The following is a 14,450-nucleotide window of genomic DNA, read 5'->3' as shown; positions in this document are numbered from 1 at the left end:
CTCTCCCCCCTGCTCCCTTCCCTCTACGCCCCCAACGGCCGCCGCACCGCCAGCAAGGCCATGTCATCCGCCTGCGCACCGCCCGTATGCCGGGAGACCTCCTCGATGAGCGTGTCCAGGAGGATGCCGGGCGCCGGGAAGCGGCGGCCGCGCAGTTGGGCCGACGGGTCGTAGAACCGGCCGGCTGCGTCCCGGGCCTCGGTCACCCCGTCGGTGAACAGCAGCAGCAACGAGCCGGCCGGGAAGAACGTCTCGTCCGCCCGGTCCGGCCACCCGGCCACCCCGCTCATCCCCAGCGGCAGCGCCGGCTCCGCGGGAACCAGTTCGCACAGGCCGCCATCCGGGGAGAGCAGCAGCGGCGGCGGATGGCCGCGGTTGAGGACGCGGAGGACGGAAGGCTCCCGGGCCGGGATTTCCGCCAGGACGGCCGTGGTGAATCCCTCGAACTGGTCGAGTCCCGCGCGCCGCCCGCCCTCCCGTTGCAGCGCCCGTTCCAGCCGGCCGGCCACCGCCTCCAGTGTGGCCTCCTGTTCCGCCGCCTCCCGGAAGGCGCCGACGACGACCACCGCGGCCTCGACGGCCTCCAGCCCCTTGCCCCGTACGTCGCCGACGATCATCCGTACGCCGTGCGGAGTGTCCTGGATCGCGTAGAGGTCCCCGCCGATGCGGGCGTCCACCCGCGCGCCCACGTAGCGCGCGGCCACCGCCAGGCCGCCGACCCGGTCGGGTGGCAGGGGGAGCACGGCGCGCTGAGCGGCCTCCGAGACGTCCCGTACGGACGCCAGCTTGGCGTCACTCCTGCGGACGACCCGATTGATACCGAGCGCCAGGACGGCGACGACGATGACGGTCAGCGCCTCGGTGACCGACTCGTTGGCGTTCCGCGAACCGTGGTAGATCGTGACGGCCATCTCGCCGGCGATGGCGGTCACGGCGACGGCCGCGGTGCCGGTCAGGGAGTAGAGGGGAGCCGCGACGAGGGGGGCGGCGGAGAAGAACGGCGAGGCGGTGTAGCGGGCGGGAGTGCTGGCGTCGAAAACGAGGCCGCCGACGATCAGGACGAACGGCAACCAGCACACCAGGCGACGGCCGAGCGGCGACATCCGGGCACCGCGCGCACGCCGCTCCCTCTCGCCCGTACGGCCACCACCGCCTCGAAGCATCCGCACCGGCCGCCTCTTCTCCTCCCGCCCGTACGCCCTCGCCGTACGCCCTCGCCCGTACGCGGTCGCCCATAACGCGGTCGCCCGTACGCCCTCGCCCCGTACGCACTCGACTTCCCAAGGCTTTCGGTTACGGCGCCGGGCGGCGAGTCCGTGGGGGCCGGATGGGTCACGGGCGGGGAGGGCGGGCGGAGTCACCTCGGCGAGGACGGCCGGGGGCGCCCCGGCGAGGTCGGCCCAGGGGCACGTCCGCGGCCGGGCGACCGCGCACATCAGGCCGCCGAGCGCAGAACACCCTCAAGAATGCCCACCCCCACGGGACTTGAGGACCGACCCCCTCCTCCTACTCGTCCTCCTACTCGTCACAACCGATGCCGTCATTGTCGGCATCCAGGTTGTGGGGGTCGTCAGGACCGACGATCACGGGCCCGGAGAGGTCCTTGCAGTCCAGGTCGGGGGTGCCGGCCGGGGGCCCCGGCGGGTACGGCCCCGCGGTCGGGCCCGGCTCCGTCGGCGTGGGGGTCGTCACCAGCCGTATGTCGGCTCCGGTGATGGCCCCGGCCCGCACCGTGTACGTGCCCTCGAAGGACCGCACGGTCCCGTCCGTCTGGAGGGCGTCGAGGGTGACCGTCACCGTGCCACCGGTGACGTCGAGCACCTGCACCACGTCCAGGACCGTGTCGGCGAATTCCGCGCGGAAGGACGAGAAAGTGCCGCCGAGGTTCTTGCCGCCGAGGTCCCAGGCGCGTCGGTAGTCGTGCGCGTTGATGGCGTCGAAGTAGGCCTCGACGGTGGAACGCGCGTCGAGAGTCGGGCTCGCCGTCGGCTGCGGCGGGACGGAAGGCGGCGGGGCCGGCGGCTTCGAGGGAACGGCAGGCTTCGAGGGAACGGCGGGCTTCGACGGTACGGCGGGCTTCGACGGCGCGGGGGCGGACGGTGACCCCGGGGAAGACCGCGGCTCCGAGGGCGGCGCGGTCCGGGTCGTGGTCACGGTCGCACCGCCTCCCGCCGGCCGGCTCTCGTCCCCGGAACCACAGGCGCTGACCCCCGCCAACGCCACCGTGCCCGCCAGAAGAAGGGCGGAGCCTGCGGAAAGAATGCGCCCCATGGACATCACCTCGACGGTGGTACGCGGGTAATTCCAGTCTGCGCCGCACACCGCGAGGACGCCCGTGGATCACCGGTCCCGAACACAGCGCCCCGGCCGCCCAAGCACCCGGGGGAACATCACCGCTGTTCAAACCCGGGAGACCGATGCCCAAAGACCGGGAGCCGGCCCCGCCGGAAACGCCACAGCGCCCCGACCGGCCTGAGCCGATGGGAGCGCTGTTCAGCAGATCAGAGGAGGTCTCCTCGACCAACTGCGGTGGGCCATCAGGGGCTCGAACCCTGAACCAATGGATTAAAAGTCCACTGCTCTGCCAATTGAGCTAATGGCCCGCACCGAGCAGCATAGCCCGACCATGTGCCGCAGCCCGAAGCCATTAGACATCGGCGGGCTCGGCGGGGCGTTCCCGGGGGCCGCGTCCGCCGCGCTCGCGGGCGCGTGGGGTGTCCGGCGGCGACCGCCCGGGGTGCCGGAGGTCGCCCAACGCGCAGGGCCCGTACGGCACTTGCGTGACGTACGGGCCCTGCGGCGCATACCTAGGCGCTTATGAGGCGCTCGGCCGGATCAGCCGTTGCGCTTCCAGCGCGGCTTGTCGTCGCGGCGGCCGAAGGAGCCGGTCGCGGTGCCGGAGCCGGAGCCGCGGTGGTCGTCACGACGGGCGTAGGGGCGGTCGCCGCCACCGGAGCGGTAGCCACCGGAAGCGGGGCGGCCGCCGGAGCGGTCGTCGCGGTTGAACGGGCGGTCGCCGCCACCGGAGCGGTAGCCACCGGAGGCCGGGCGGCCGGTGGAGCGGTCGTCGCGGTTGAACGGGCGGGCCGGACGGTCGCCGCGGTCGCGGTTGAAACCGCCGCCGGTGGGACGGTCGTCACGACGGTCGCGGTTGAAGCCACCACCGGAACGGTCATCGCGACGGTCGCGGTTGAAACCGCCACCCGAGCGGTCATCGCGACGGTCACGGTTGAAACCGCCACCGGTCGGACGGTCGTCACGACGGTCACGGTTGAAGCCACCACCGGAACGGTCATCGCGACGGTCGCGGTTGAAACCGCCACCGGTCGGACGGTCGTCACGACGGTCACGGTTGAAACCGCCACCCGAGCGGTCGTCACGGCGGTCACGGTCGAAGGAACGGCCACCACCGGAACGGTCGTCGCGACGGTCGCGGTTGAAACCGCCACCGGTCGGACGGTCGTCACGGCGGTCGCGCCGCTCGAAGTTGCCCCGCTCGTCACGGCGCTCGTAGGAGGAGCGACGCGGCGCCTCGTCCGACACGGCCTGGGCCGGGACGGTCGCCTCGGGCGCCTCGGCGGCGGCCTCGGTGATCGCGGCCGCGGCGGCAAGCGCCTCGGCCGGGTCCTCGCCGCGCTCGCGGGCGGCGCGGGCGGTCAGCCGGTCCGCCTCCTCGCGCAGCTCGGTGGCGCGACGCTGGAGACGCTCCAGCTCACGGGTCAGCTCGGTCACCTCGCGCTCCGCCTGCTTGGCGGAGTTGTTGGCCGACTCGGCCTGCACCTCGGTGAGCGAACGCGCGCCGGTGATCCGGGCCACGTCGTCGTCGAAGGCGCCGGCGCCGCCGACGATGTGACGCGAGGCGTCCACGCCCGCGTCCTCCATCAGGCGGAAGATCTGGCGGCGCTGGTGCGGCAGCGACAGGGAGACGACCGTGCCGGACTGGCCGGCGCGGGCGGTACGGCCCGAGCGGTGCAGGTAGTCCTTGTGGTCACCGGCCGGGTCGACGTTCAGGACCAGGTCGATGCCGTCGACGTGGATGCCGCGGGCGGCGACGTCGGTGGCGACCAGGGCGTTGACGTAGCCCTCCTTGAAGTCCGCGAGGACCCGCGTACGGGCGCCCTGCGTCATGCCGCCGTGCAGCGCGTCCGCCTTGACGCCCGCCTCGACGAGCTGCTCGGCGATGCGGTCGGCACCGAGCTGGGTACGGACGAAGATGATCGTGCGGCCCTTGCGGGCGGCGATCGCGGCCGTGACCGGCGCCTTGTCCTTCGGCTTCACGACGAGGACGTGGTGGGTCATGGTCGTGACGTTGCCCTGGGCGCTGTCGACCTCGTGGTGGACCGGGTCGGTCAGGTAACGCTTGACCAGCGTGCCGATCTCGTTCTCCATCGTGGCGGAGAACAGCATGCGCTGGCCGCCCTTGGGGATCTGGTCGAGCAGCTCGGTGACCTCGGGCAGGAAGCCCAGGTCGGACATCTGGTCGGCCTCGTCGAGGACGGCCATCTGGACGTTCTCCAGCGAGCAGGCGCCGCGGTTGATGATGTCGCGCAGGCGGCCGGGGGTGGCGACGAGGACGTCGACGCCGCGCTCCAGGGCGTAGATCTGGTTGCCCATGGACGTACCGCCGCAGACGACCTTCATCTTCAGGCCGAGCACGTCGCCGTACGGCTGGAGGGCGTCCGCGACCTGCATCGCGAGCTCACGGGTCGGGGTGAGGATGACCGCGCGGGGCTTCTTCTTCTCGGTGTGGCCACCGGCCAGGAGGGCCAGGGTCGGCAGACCGAAGGAGAGGGTCTTGCCGGAGCCGGTGCGGCCACGGCCGAGGATGTCCTTGCCGGCCAGCGCGTCCGGGATGGTCGCGGCCTGGATCGGGAACGGGGTGGTGACACCGTTCTGCGCCAGCTTGCGGACGATGCCCTCGGGCAGTCCGAGGTCGCCGAAGGTGACGGTCGGCTCGGCGGGCGCGGCGTCGGCGGCGCTTTCGTCCCGGCCAGCGTCGGCGGACTCGGCCGCCTCGGTCACCTGGGGGGCGTCGATCGTCGTGGCCGCGGCGGCCGTCTGGACCGACTCGCTCGCCTCGGGGGCCGTCTGCTCGTCGATTGCGGGCATGACGGACTGCTCAGTGGAAATTGACATGCGAAATGCGAAACCTTCCGGAGTCTCGGCACGCGCCCAAACTCCGTGTGTTTCACACAAGACCGCCTCTATGCGGTCAGCCACGGCAAGGGAGAGAACGCGCCACGCGGCGCGCTTCTGTCTGGCGCCGGGCAAATGGGATCAAACGATCTACCACCATACGCACCTTGCCCCCTGGAAGGCAAATGCGCTGCTGGGCCGACGAAAAGCCGGGGACCGTCACGCCTCAGTGTACGCGTTACCGCCGAACGGTGTCGGCATACACCCTCACCTGCGCGAACACCCCGGACCAGGCCCCGACCTAGGCCCCGGGCTCCGCCCACGGGGAGTCCATCTGCGAAGACGTCGGCGAAGCGGGTGACATGCCCGACGCCTGGGCGGTGGGGGGCGGCGGCGGGCTGCTCGGCGGCGGCGTCGGCTTCTCGGTCGGCGTCGGGGGCGTCGGCGTGGACGGCGGCGGGGTCGGGTGCCCGGTGCGCGACGGCGTCGGGCCCGGATTCGCCCCGCCGCCCCCGGACGAGCCGCCGCTCGCGCCCTTCCCGCCGCTCTTCTTGCCCGCGCCCGGCTCCGGGCCGGAGGGCGCCACCGGCCGCTGGGGCGCGCTCGGCGCGGAAGCCGTGGGCGTCGCCCCCGCGGACGGCCCGGCGTGCTTGGCGCCGCCCGCCGGACGCTCGTCGCCGGCCCGCCCCATCCGCCGCGGCCCGTCACCGCGCCCGTCGGCCGTCAACCCGCCGGGCCCCGGCGTCCCGCCCTTGCCGTCGCCGTGCCGGGCCGCGGTGCCCGACGGCTTCGGCGGCTCCGCGTCGCTGACGCTCATGCAGCCGGCCAGCGAGGCGGCCAGCGCCGACACGGACACGGCGGCGGCGGTGACGCGGGCCAGCGGACGCCCGGACCGCGGCGGAGCCCCCGAGGGCCGCCGATCAAAGGGCAGTGGAGGGCGCGCGGAAGCGTCCGACGGGGAACGCGTCGAGGACGGCAAACGGGAAGGGATCGGGCACACGGGCGGGACCTCCGGATCCGGAGCGCAGGGACGGCGGCGACGGACGCCCTGCCCAACTCCCGGGCGCGGCCGGAGGACACGCGCACCGTGCCGCCGATCCCCGGTCTCGCGCCGCCGGCCGCCTCAGCCGTAGCCGAGCGCGTGCAGCCGCTCGTCGTCGATACCGAAGTGGTGCGCGATCTCATGAACGACCGTCACCTCGGTCTCGGCGACGACGTCCTCGCGCGTCGCGCACATGCGCAGCGTGGGCCCCCGGTAGATGGTGATGCGGTCCGGCAGCACCCCGGCGTACCACTCCCCGCGCTCGGTCAGCGGCGTCCCCTCGTAGAGCCCGAGCAGCTCGGGATCGTCGGTCGGGGGCTCGTCCTCGACGAATACCGCCACGTTGTCCATCAGCCGGGCCAGCTCCGGCGGGATCCGGTCCAGCGCCTCGGCGACCAGTTCCTCGAACTCCTCGCGCGTCATTTCCAGCACGCCCCCATTCTCCGCCACGGGCCGCCCCGGCACGTCACCCACCGGCCACCGGAGCGACCGCCGATATCCCGCTTAACGGGCGCCACCCGGGGCATACGGCCCCAATGCCACGCGTCGCGCGCACCAGGAGACCGACCACCGACGCCCCGGCGGGCTCCCCGCTGCGGCTGCTCCGTACCCGGCTCAACGCCGTACGGGGACTGCCCGCAGCCGTCCGCCGTACCTACCGCTCCCGCCGTACGGCGGGCACGACCACCCTCACCCCGGCGCCGCATCCCTACGGCCGCGCACTGGGCCTGATGGCCGTCACCGTCCTCGGCGCGTGGCTCGGGCTGCTCGTCCTCGGCGGCGTCCACGCCCCCGTCGGCCCGATGGACACCCGCATGGCGCTGCGCCCCTCGCTGACCGGCGGCACCCGGATCAACGTCTCCCCGCTGGGCGACCTCGAACTGCGCAGCCACTACGCGCCGGTGCGGCTCGACGTCGACGTCGACCGGCTGGACCCGGCCCGCTCCCAGGAACTGGTCGATCACCCCGAGCGGTTCGCCGGGCTCCAGGACCAGGTCACCCACGACGTCAGCCGGGGCGGCGCCACCCTGGCCCTGTACTCCGGCGTCGCGGTGGTGTCCGGCGCCACCGCGCTGGGCCTGGCCGTCTACCGCAGGCCGCGCCGCGCCCTGGCCGCCGGCGGTCTGGCGCTGGCCCTGCTCGCCTGCTCCGGGGCCGCCGCGTACGCCACCTGGAACCCCAAGTCCGTCCTGGAGCCGAAGTTCTCCGGGTTGCTCTCCTCGGCCCCGTCCGTGGTCGGCAACGCCCGCAACATCGTCAGCGAATTCGACGTCTACCAGCGAGAGTTGGCGCGTCTGGTCACCAACGTCACCAAGCTCTACGACGCCACCTCCACGCTCCCCGCCTACCAGCCGGACCCCAGCACCATCCGCGTGCTGCACGTCTCCGACATCCACCTCAACCCGGGTAGCTGGCGGATCATCGCGTCCCTGGTCAAGCAGTACCGGATCAACGTCATCGTCGACACCGGCGACACGATGGATCACGGCTCGGCGGCCGAGAACCACTTCCTGGACCCCGTCTCGACCCTCGGCGCCCCCTACGTCTGGGTGCGCGGCAACCACGACTCGCGGACCACGCAGAAGTACCTGGCGGGCCGCAAGCACGTCACCGTGCTCGACGACGGCCAGGTCACCCGGGTGGCCGGGGTGCGCATCGCGGGCGTCGGCGATCCGCAGTTCACGCCGGACCGCTCCGTGGTGGCGGCGGGCGACGCGGCCGAGCGCACCGCCGGCGGGCGGCTCGCCGACTCGCTGCGGACCCAGCGGCTGGCCGGTACGCCCGTCGACATCGCGCTGGCCCACAACCCGGCCGCCGCGACCGAGGCGGACGGGCTGGTCCCGCTGGCGCTGGCCGGGCACATCCACCACCGCGCGAACACCACGCTCCCCCGGGGCACCCGGCTGATGGTCGAGGGTTCGACGGGCGGCGGCGGGCTGCGCGCGGTGCAGAACAAGAAGCCCGAGCAGGTCCGGGCGTCGGTGCTCTACCTGGACCGGTCGACCAAACGGCTCCAGGCGTGGGACGAGATCACGCTGGGCGGCCTGGGACTGTCCCGGGCGGAGGTCAGCCGCCACCTCCCCCGGGAGAACCAGCCCGGCGCGAGCCCGGCGCCGACCTCCTCGCCCACCCGTTCGCCGAGCTCCCCGGGCTCCTCGTCCGGGGTTTCCGCCCGGCCCTCCGGCGGGCCCTCCAGGAGCTCGTCCGGCGGCCCCGGGTAAACCGTTTTGGCGAACGGTCCTCCGATCCCATATGCTTCTCACGTCCCCGACGGCGCCGGTAAGGCGCCAAGGTGGGCCATCAGCCCTCATCGTCTAGTGGCCCAGGACGCCGCCCTTTCAAGGCGGTAGCACGGGTTCGAATCCCGTTGGGGGCACGCATTACCGTGTGCGAGACTGGTTAACGCCGTTTCGCACAATGCAAGGTCCTGTGGAGCAGTTTGGAGTGCTCGCCACCCTGTCAAGGTGGAGGCCGCGGGTTCAAATCCCGTCAGGACCGCTGCGGCTGGGTAGCTCAGTTGGTACGAGCGATCGCCTGAAAAGCGATAGGTCGCCGGTTCGACCCCGGCCCCAGCCACACCCTTTGGAAAGAGGCCCCGATCTTCGGATCGGGGCCTCTTTCATGCGTATTTTCTCATGCGTCTTTCCGGCGCTGCGGTTCCCAGAAGATCAGACGGGCACCGCCGCTGATCACCGCCGTCGCCGTGAGCCCCAGGGCCATCCGGATCAGCCGGACGTCGCCCTCCCAGTCGTGGGGCGGGCCGAAGACCAGCCAGGCCGCGAACGCCATCCCGGCCGCCATGGCCGCGACCCCACCCAGACGCCGTAATCCCCTGTTTTTGATCATGGCGGCATTTTGGCACCTCCCGGCCCGCCACCTCCGGGAGAGGGCGCGCACCGGCGCATCTCACGCGGTGACCGTCGCGGGCGCGGCCGGGGCCGGCTCGCGGCCACCGGGATGGCGGTGCCGCCAGACCCAGAAGACCGTGCAGGACACGACCGCCCAGCCGGCCAGCACCAGGAACGGGAAGGCGTGCTGGTGGCCGCGGAAGTAGACGGCGGCGTGCTGGGCGTTGACCGAGGCGCCCGGTGGCAGCCATCGGCCGAGGTGGCCGAGCACGGACGGCAGCAGCGGCCAGGAGACGGCGCCGCCGGAGGACGGGTTGCCCAGCAGGACCATCAGTCCCCAGGTGGGGATCATCGCCCAGCGGCCCATCAGAGTGTTGAACATCGTGAAGACCATGCCGGACGTGAACATCGTCAGCGCCAGGATCAGCCACGACTCCCCGAACGGCAGGCGCAGCGCGCCCAGCCACCAGTCCACCACCGCCGCGATGGCGAAGCCGCCGAGCAGCGCGTACAGGGCGGTGAAGCCGATCCGTTCGGCCGGGTTGAGGGAGCGGGCGTGCACGCTGAGCTGGATGGCGCCGACGAACCCGATGATCACGGCGGCCAGGGAGACGTAGAACAGCGCCAGCCCGCGCGGATCGCCCTTCTGGAGCGGCTTGACGTCCCGCAGGGTCACCGGCACGCCCGTCCTCTCGCCGACCTGCCGGCCGGCCTCGGCCAGGAGCTGGGCGACCGAGGCGCCCGAGGCACCGGCCACGTCCAGTTCCACGCCGTCGCCGCGGGCCCGGAGGATCCCGAACTCCCGCTGCTCGTCGACGGCCGTCCTGGCCCGGCCGTACGTGCCGTAGCCGGTCAGCCGGAGCGAGGCGTTCAGCGCCTTCTCCATGCCCCGGATGAAGGCACGCTCCTGGGACGGTCCCGGTGCGCCGACCACGGCGATCGGGACGTGCCGCGGGGTGGGATCGGCCATGGCATAGGTGTAGGAGCCGGCGAACAGGCCGGCGGCCGCGGCGAGGATGAACACGAGCACGAGCGCGGGAAGGAACGGGGAGTCCTTGAAGGCCGCCCATTTCTCCGCGCCGGTCGGCGGCTTTCCGCGTGCGCCGTCGTGCGCGCCGTCCGATGCGCCGTGTGGAACGGTTTCGCCACCCTGGTCAGCCATGCGAACACGCTAAGCCACCGATCGCGGACATACCCGCACAGTCCGCCCCGCGCGCGGACCGCCGCCCGCAAATGGTTCGCCAGTCGATTCCGCGAGGTGCGATCCTGGGGGACGTATGTCCAGTCAGCCTGCCCCCGCCCTGCCCGCCCTGCTGGAGCGACTGCCCGAGCTGATGCTGCGCGACCAGCAGCGGCTGGGGCGCCGACTCGACGGCGCGCGCCGGATCCGTAAACCCGAAGCCCGAGCGGCCGTGCTCGCCGAAATCGCCGACGGCATCGAGGAGGCGGAGCTGCGCGTCGCCCAGCGGCGCGCCGCCGTCCCCGAGATCACCTACCCCGAAGAACTCCCGGTCAGCCAGAAGAAGGACGACATCCTGGCGGCGATCCGCGACCACCAGGTCGTGATCGTCGCGGGTGAGACCGGTTCCGGCAAGACCACCCAGATCCCCAAGATCTGCCTGGAGCTCGGCCGGGGCGTGCGCGGCCTGATCGGGCACACCCAGCCCCGCCGGATCGCGGCCCGTACGGTCGCCGAGCGGGTGGCCGAGGAGCTGAGGACCCCGCTGGGCGAGGCCGTCGGCTGGAAGGTCCGCTTCACCGACCAGGTGGGCGGCGAGACCCTCGTCAAGCTGATGACGGACGGCATCCTGCTCGCCGAGATCCAGACGGACCGCGAGCTGCGCCAGTACGACACGATCATCATCGACGAGGCGCACGAGCGCAGCCTCAACATCGACTTCATCCTCGGCTATCTGGCGCAGTTGCTGCCCAAGCGCCCGGACCTGAAGGTCGTGATCACCTCCGCGACCATCGACCCGGAGCGCTTCGCCCGGCACTTCGGCAGCTTCGCCGCGGTGGACGCCGAGGACGGCGGGGACGGCAAGGGCGCCGAGGACGACCGGGACGGCGACGCCTCCGGTGAGCGGGGCGCGGCCAAGGCGGCGACCGCCCCGATCGTGGAGGTCTCCGGCCGGACGTATCCCGTCGAGGTCCGCTACCGCCCGCTGCTGGAAGAAGGCGGCCAGGACGGCGACCGCGACCAGATCACCGCGATCTGCGACGCCGTGGACGAACTGCGCGCCGAGGGGCCCGGCGACATCCTGGTCTTCCTCTCCGGAGAGCGCGAGATCCGGGACACCGCCGACGCGCTCAACAAGAAGAACCTGCCGGCCACCGAGGTGCTGCCGCTGTACGCCCGGCTCTCGCACGCCGAGCAGCACCGCGTCTTCCAGCGCCACACCGGCCGCCGCATCGTGCTCGCCACGAACGTCGCCGAGACCTCACTGACCGTCCCCGGCATCCGGTACGTCATCGATCCCGGCATGGCCCGCATCTCCCGCTACAGCTTCCGCACCAAGGTGCAGCGGCTGCCGATCGAGCCGGTCTCGCAGGCCAGCGCCAACCAGCGCAAGGGCCGCTGCGGCCGTACCAGCGACGGCATCTGCATCCGGCTGTACTCCGAGGACGACTTCCTGAGCCGTCCGGAGTTCACCGACGCCGAGATCCTGCGGACCAACCTCGCCTCCGTCATCCTCCAGATGACCGCGGCCGGCCTCGGCGACATCGAGAAGTTCCCGTTCATCGATCCGCCGGACCGCCGCAACATCAAGGACGGCGTCGATCTGCTGCACGAGCTGGGCGCGCTGGAGGGCAAGCAGAAGGACCCCAAGAAGCGGCTCACCCCGCTGGGGCGCAAGCTCTCGCAACTGCCGGTCGACCCCCGGCTGGCCCGGATGGTGCTGGAGGCCGACCGCAACGGCTGTGTCCGCGAGGTCATGGTCATCGCGGCGGCCCTGTCCATCCAGGACCCGCGGGAGCGGCCCGCGGACAAGCAGCAGCAGGCCGACCAGCAGCACGCCCGCTTCAAGGACGAGACCAGCGACTTCCTGGCCTATCTGAACCTGTGGCGGTATGTGCGCGAGCAGCAGAAGGAGCTCTCGTCGTCGGCGTTCCGCCGGATGTGCCGCACGGAGTTCCTGAACTACCTGCGGATACGCGAGTGGCAGGACATCTACTCCCAGTTGCGTTCGGTCGCCAAGACCATGGGTATCCACGTCGCTGCCGCGTCCGAGCAGGGCGACGCGGCGCCCGACCACATCCACACCTCGCTTCTTTCCGGTTTGCTTTCGCATATCGGACTGAAGGACGCGGACGCCAAGAACGAGTATCTGGGCGCCCGCAGCGCCAAGTTCGCCGTCTTCCCCGGCTCGGCGCTCTTCAAGAAGCCACCGCGCTGGATCATGTCCGCGGAGCTGGTGGAGACCTCCCGCCTGTGGGCGCGGGTGAACGCCAGGATCGAGCCGGAGTGGGTAGAGCCGCTGGCGCAGCACCTGGTGAAGCGGACGTACAGCGAACCGCACTGGGAACAGAAGATGGCCGCGGTGATGGCGTACGAGCGAGTGACGCTCTACGGCGTCCCGATCGTCGCCCAGCGCAAGATCACCTACGGCCGGATCGATCCGGAGACCTCGCGCGACCTGTTCATCCGCAACGCGCTGGTGGAGGGCGACTGGCGCACACACCACCAGTTCTTCCATGACAACCGCAAACTCCTCGGTGAGGTCGAGGAGTTGGAGCACCGCGCCCGGCGCCGCGACATCCTCGTGGACGACGAGACGCTCTTCGATTTCTACGACCGGCGCATCCCGGCGGACATCGTCTCCGGGGCGCACTTCGACGCCTGGTGGAAGACGAAGCGGCAGGAGGAGCCCGAGCTCCTGAACTTCGAGCACTCGATGCTCATCAACGAGTCCGCCGAGGCCGTCACCAAGGACGACTACCCCGATTCCTGGCGCCAGGGGAAGCTGAAGTTCAAGGTCACTTACCAGTTCGAGCCGGGCGCGGACGCGGACGGCGTGACCGTCCACATCCCCCTCCAGGTGCTCAACCAGGTCTCCTCCGAGGGCTTCGACTGGCAGATCCCGGGTCTGCGCGAGCAGTTGGTGACGGAGCTGATCCGGTCGCTGCCCAAGCCGATCCGGCGCAATTACGTGCCCGCGCCGAACTTCGCGGCCCGTTTCCTGGACTCCACGGTGCCGTTGCAGGGCGCCCTGACCACGTCGCTGGCCGCCGGGCTCCAGCGGATGGTGGGTGTGCCGGTCCAGGCGGCGGACTTCGACACCGCCAAGGTCCCCGACCATCTGAAGATCACCTTCCGGGTCGTCGACGAACGGCGCCGCAAGCTCGCCGAGGCCAAGGACCTCGAAGCGCTGCGGCTGCGCCTCAAGCCGAAGACGCGGGAGGCCATCTCGAAGGCGTTCGAGCAGGCCGCCGAGCGGCCGGCCCGGGACGGCGGCCAGGGCGACGGTCCGGCGCCGGGCGGTCCGGAGCAGCGCACGGGCCTGACGTCCTGGACGATCGGCACGCTGCCGCGGGTCTTCGAGACCCGGCGCGGCGGCCAGCCGTTGAAGGCGTACCCGGCGCTGGTGGACGAGGGCAGCAGCGTGGCCGTACGCCTCTTCGACACCGAGGCCGAGCAGCTCACGGCCATGTGGGACGGCACCCGCCGCCTCATCCTGCTCAACATCCCCTCCAACCCGGCCAAATTCGCCCAGGACAAGCTGAGCAACCAGCAGAAGCTGGCGCTCTCGCGCAATCCGCACGGCTCCATCGCGGCGCTGTTCGAGGACTGTGTGACGGCCGCGGCCGACCGCCTCATCGCGGCCCGGGGCGGCCCGGCGTGGGACGAGGAGTCCTTCCGCAAGCTGTTCGACGCGGTGCGCGCCGACCTGGTGGACGCGACGCTCAAGACGATCCAGCAGGTCCAGGAGGTGCTGGCCGCCTGGCAGGCGTGCGAGCGCCGGCTGAAGGCGACGGCGTTCCCCTCGCTGCTGCCGTCGCTGGCGGACGTCAAGGAGCAGCTCGCCGCGCTCATCAAGCCGGGCTTCGTGACCGCGCACGGCGCCAAGCGCCTGCCGGACCTGATGCGCTACCTGGTCGCCGCCGACCGCCGGCTCCAGCAACTGCCCACCAACGCCGAACGGGACCGCACCCGGATGGCGAAGGTGAAGGAGATGCAGGACGAATACGCCTGGCTGCTGGAGCAGTTCCCCAAGGGGCGCCCGGTGCCGGCCACGGCCAGGGAGATCCGCTGGATGATCGAGGAGCTGCGGGTGAGCTACTTCGCGCACGCGCTGGGGACCGCGTATCCCGTCTCGGACAAGCGCATCGTGAAGGCGGTGGACGCGGCGGCGCCGTAGCGCGCGGAGGCGGTGGCGGGCGGACCCCGGGATCGGGTTCGACCGCACCCCCTGACCTGCTGT

The 14,450-nt window shown here is 71.9% G+C and carries 9 protein-coding genes and 4 tRNA genes; 5 read left to right on the top strand and 8 right to left on the bottom strand.

Annotated elements, in window-relative coordinates; translation table 11 throughout:
* Nucleotides 1-23: 23 nt before the first annotated feature.
* From ACZ45Z_RS31740 to ACZ45Z_RS31715, 6 genes are all read right to left on the bottom strand, one after another.
* A complete protein-coding gene (locus ACZ45Z_RS31740; protein WP_468369900.1) occupies nt 24-1,163 on the bottom strand; it encodes a PP2C family protein-serine/threonine phosphatase in 1,140 nt (379 codons plus the stop codon).
* A gap of 355 nt (nt 1,164-1,518) precedes the next feature.
* Nucleotides 1,519-2,154, bottom strand: a complete 636-nt coding sequence (locus ACZ45Z_RS31735; protein ID WP_468369858.1) for an excalibur calcium-binding domain-containing protein — start codon at nt 2,152-2,154, stop codon at nt 1,519-1,521.
* A 376-nt stretch (nt 2,155-2,530) separates the two neighbouring features.
* Nucleotides 2,531-2,603 (bottom strand) — tRNA-Lys (locus ACZ45Z_RS31730).
* Nucleotides 2,604-2,835: 232 nt separating this feature from the next.
* The gene (locus ACZ45Z_RS31725; protein ID WP_468369855.1) at nt 2,836-5,136 is read right to left on the bottom strand and encodes a DEAD/DEAH box helicase; all 2,301 of its coding nucleotides are present in this window, start codon (nt 5,134-5,136) and stop codon (nt 2,836-2,838) included.
* A gap of 301 nt (nt 5,137-5,437) precedes the next feature.
* Nucleotides 5,438-5,992, bottom strand: coding sequence for a hypothetical protein (locus ACZ45Z_RS31720; RefSeq protein WP_468369853.1), 555 nt, complete (start codon nt 5,990-5,992; stop codon nt 5,438-5,440).
* 267 nt (nt 5,993-6,259) lie between these two features.
* Nucleotides 6,260-6,610: a metallopeptidase family protein gene (locus ACZ45Z_RS31715; protein WP_468369850.1), complete on the bottom strand. Its 351-nt coding sequence runs from the start codon at nt 6,608-6,610 to the stop codon at nt 6,260-6,262.
* A 104-nt stretch (nt 6,611-6,714) separates the two neighbouring features.
* Here ACZ45Z_RS31715 and ACZ45Z_RS31710 point away from each other — a divergent pair, with 104 nt between their 5' ends.
* From ACZ45Z_RS31710 to ACZ45Z_RS31695, 4 genes are all read left to right on the top strand, one after another.
* Nucleotides 6,715-8,400: a metallophosphoesterase family protein gene (locus tag ACZ45Z_RS31710; RefSeq protein WP_468369847.1), complete on the top strand. Its 1,686-nt coding sequence runs from the start codon at nt 6,715-6,717 to the stop codon at nt 8,398-8,400.
* Between the two features lie 82 nt (nt 8,401-8,482).
* A tRNA-Glu gene (locus ACZ45Z_RS31705) sits at nt 8,483-8,555 on the top strand.
* A 47-nt stretch (nt 8,556-8,602) separates the two neighbouring features.
* A tRNA-Asp gene (locus ACZ45Z_RS31700) sits at nt 8,603-8,677 on the top strand.
* A 4-nt stretch (nt 8,678-8,681) separates the two neighbouring features.
* Nucleotides 8,682-8,755: transfer RNA gene (locus ACZ45Z_RS31695), tRNA-Phe, on the top strand.
* A gap of 57 nt (nt 8,756-8,812) precedes the next feature.
* Here the strand turns inward: ACZ45Z_RS31695 and ACZ45Z_RS31690 are convergent.
* The gene (locus ACZ45Z_RS31690; RefSeq protein ID WP_468369844.1) at nt 8,813-9,025 is read right to left on the bottom strand and encodes a hypothetical protein; all 213 of its coding nucleotides are present in this window, start codon (nt 9,023-9,025) and stop codon (nt 8,813-8,815) included.
* A 60-nt stretch (nt 9,026-9,085) separates the two neighbouring features.
* Nucleotides 9,086-10,189, bottom strand: a complete 1,104-nt coding sequence (locus tag ACZ45Z_RS31685; RefSeq protein ID WP_468369841.1) for an ABC-2 transporter permease — start codon at nt 10,187-10,189, stop codon at nt 9,086-9,088.
* A gap of 115 nt (nt 10,190-10,304) precedes the next feature.
* On the opposite strand from ACZ45Z_RS31685, the gene hrpA reads away from it, so the two are divergent.
* A complete protein-coding gene (gene hrpA / locus ACZ45Z_RS31680) occupies nt 10,305-14,387 on the top strand; it encodes an ATP-dependent RNA helicase HrpA (protein WP_468369838.1) in 4,083 nt (1,360 codons plus the stop codon).
* The last annotated feature ends 63 nt before the right edge of the window (nt 14,388-14,450 follow it).

It is taken from the genome of Streptomyces sp. NPDC031210, from assembly GCF_055570395.1.
This window is presented reverse-complemented; position numbering and strand designations above follow the sequence as displayed.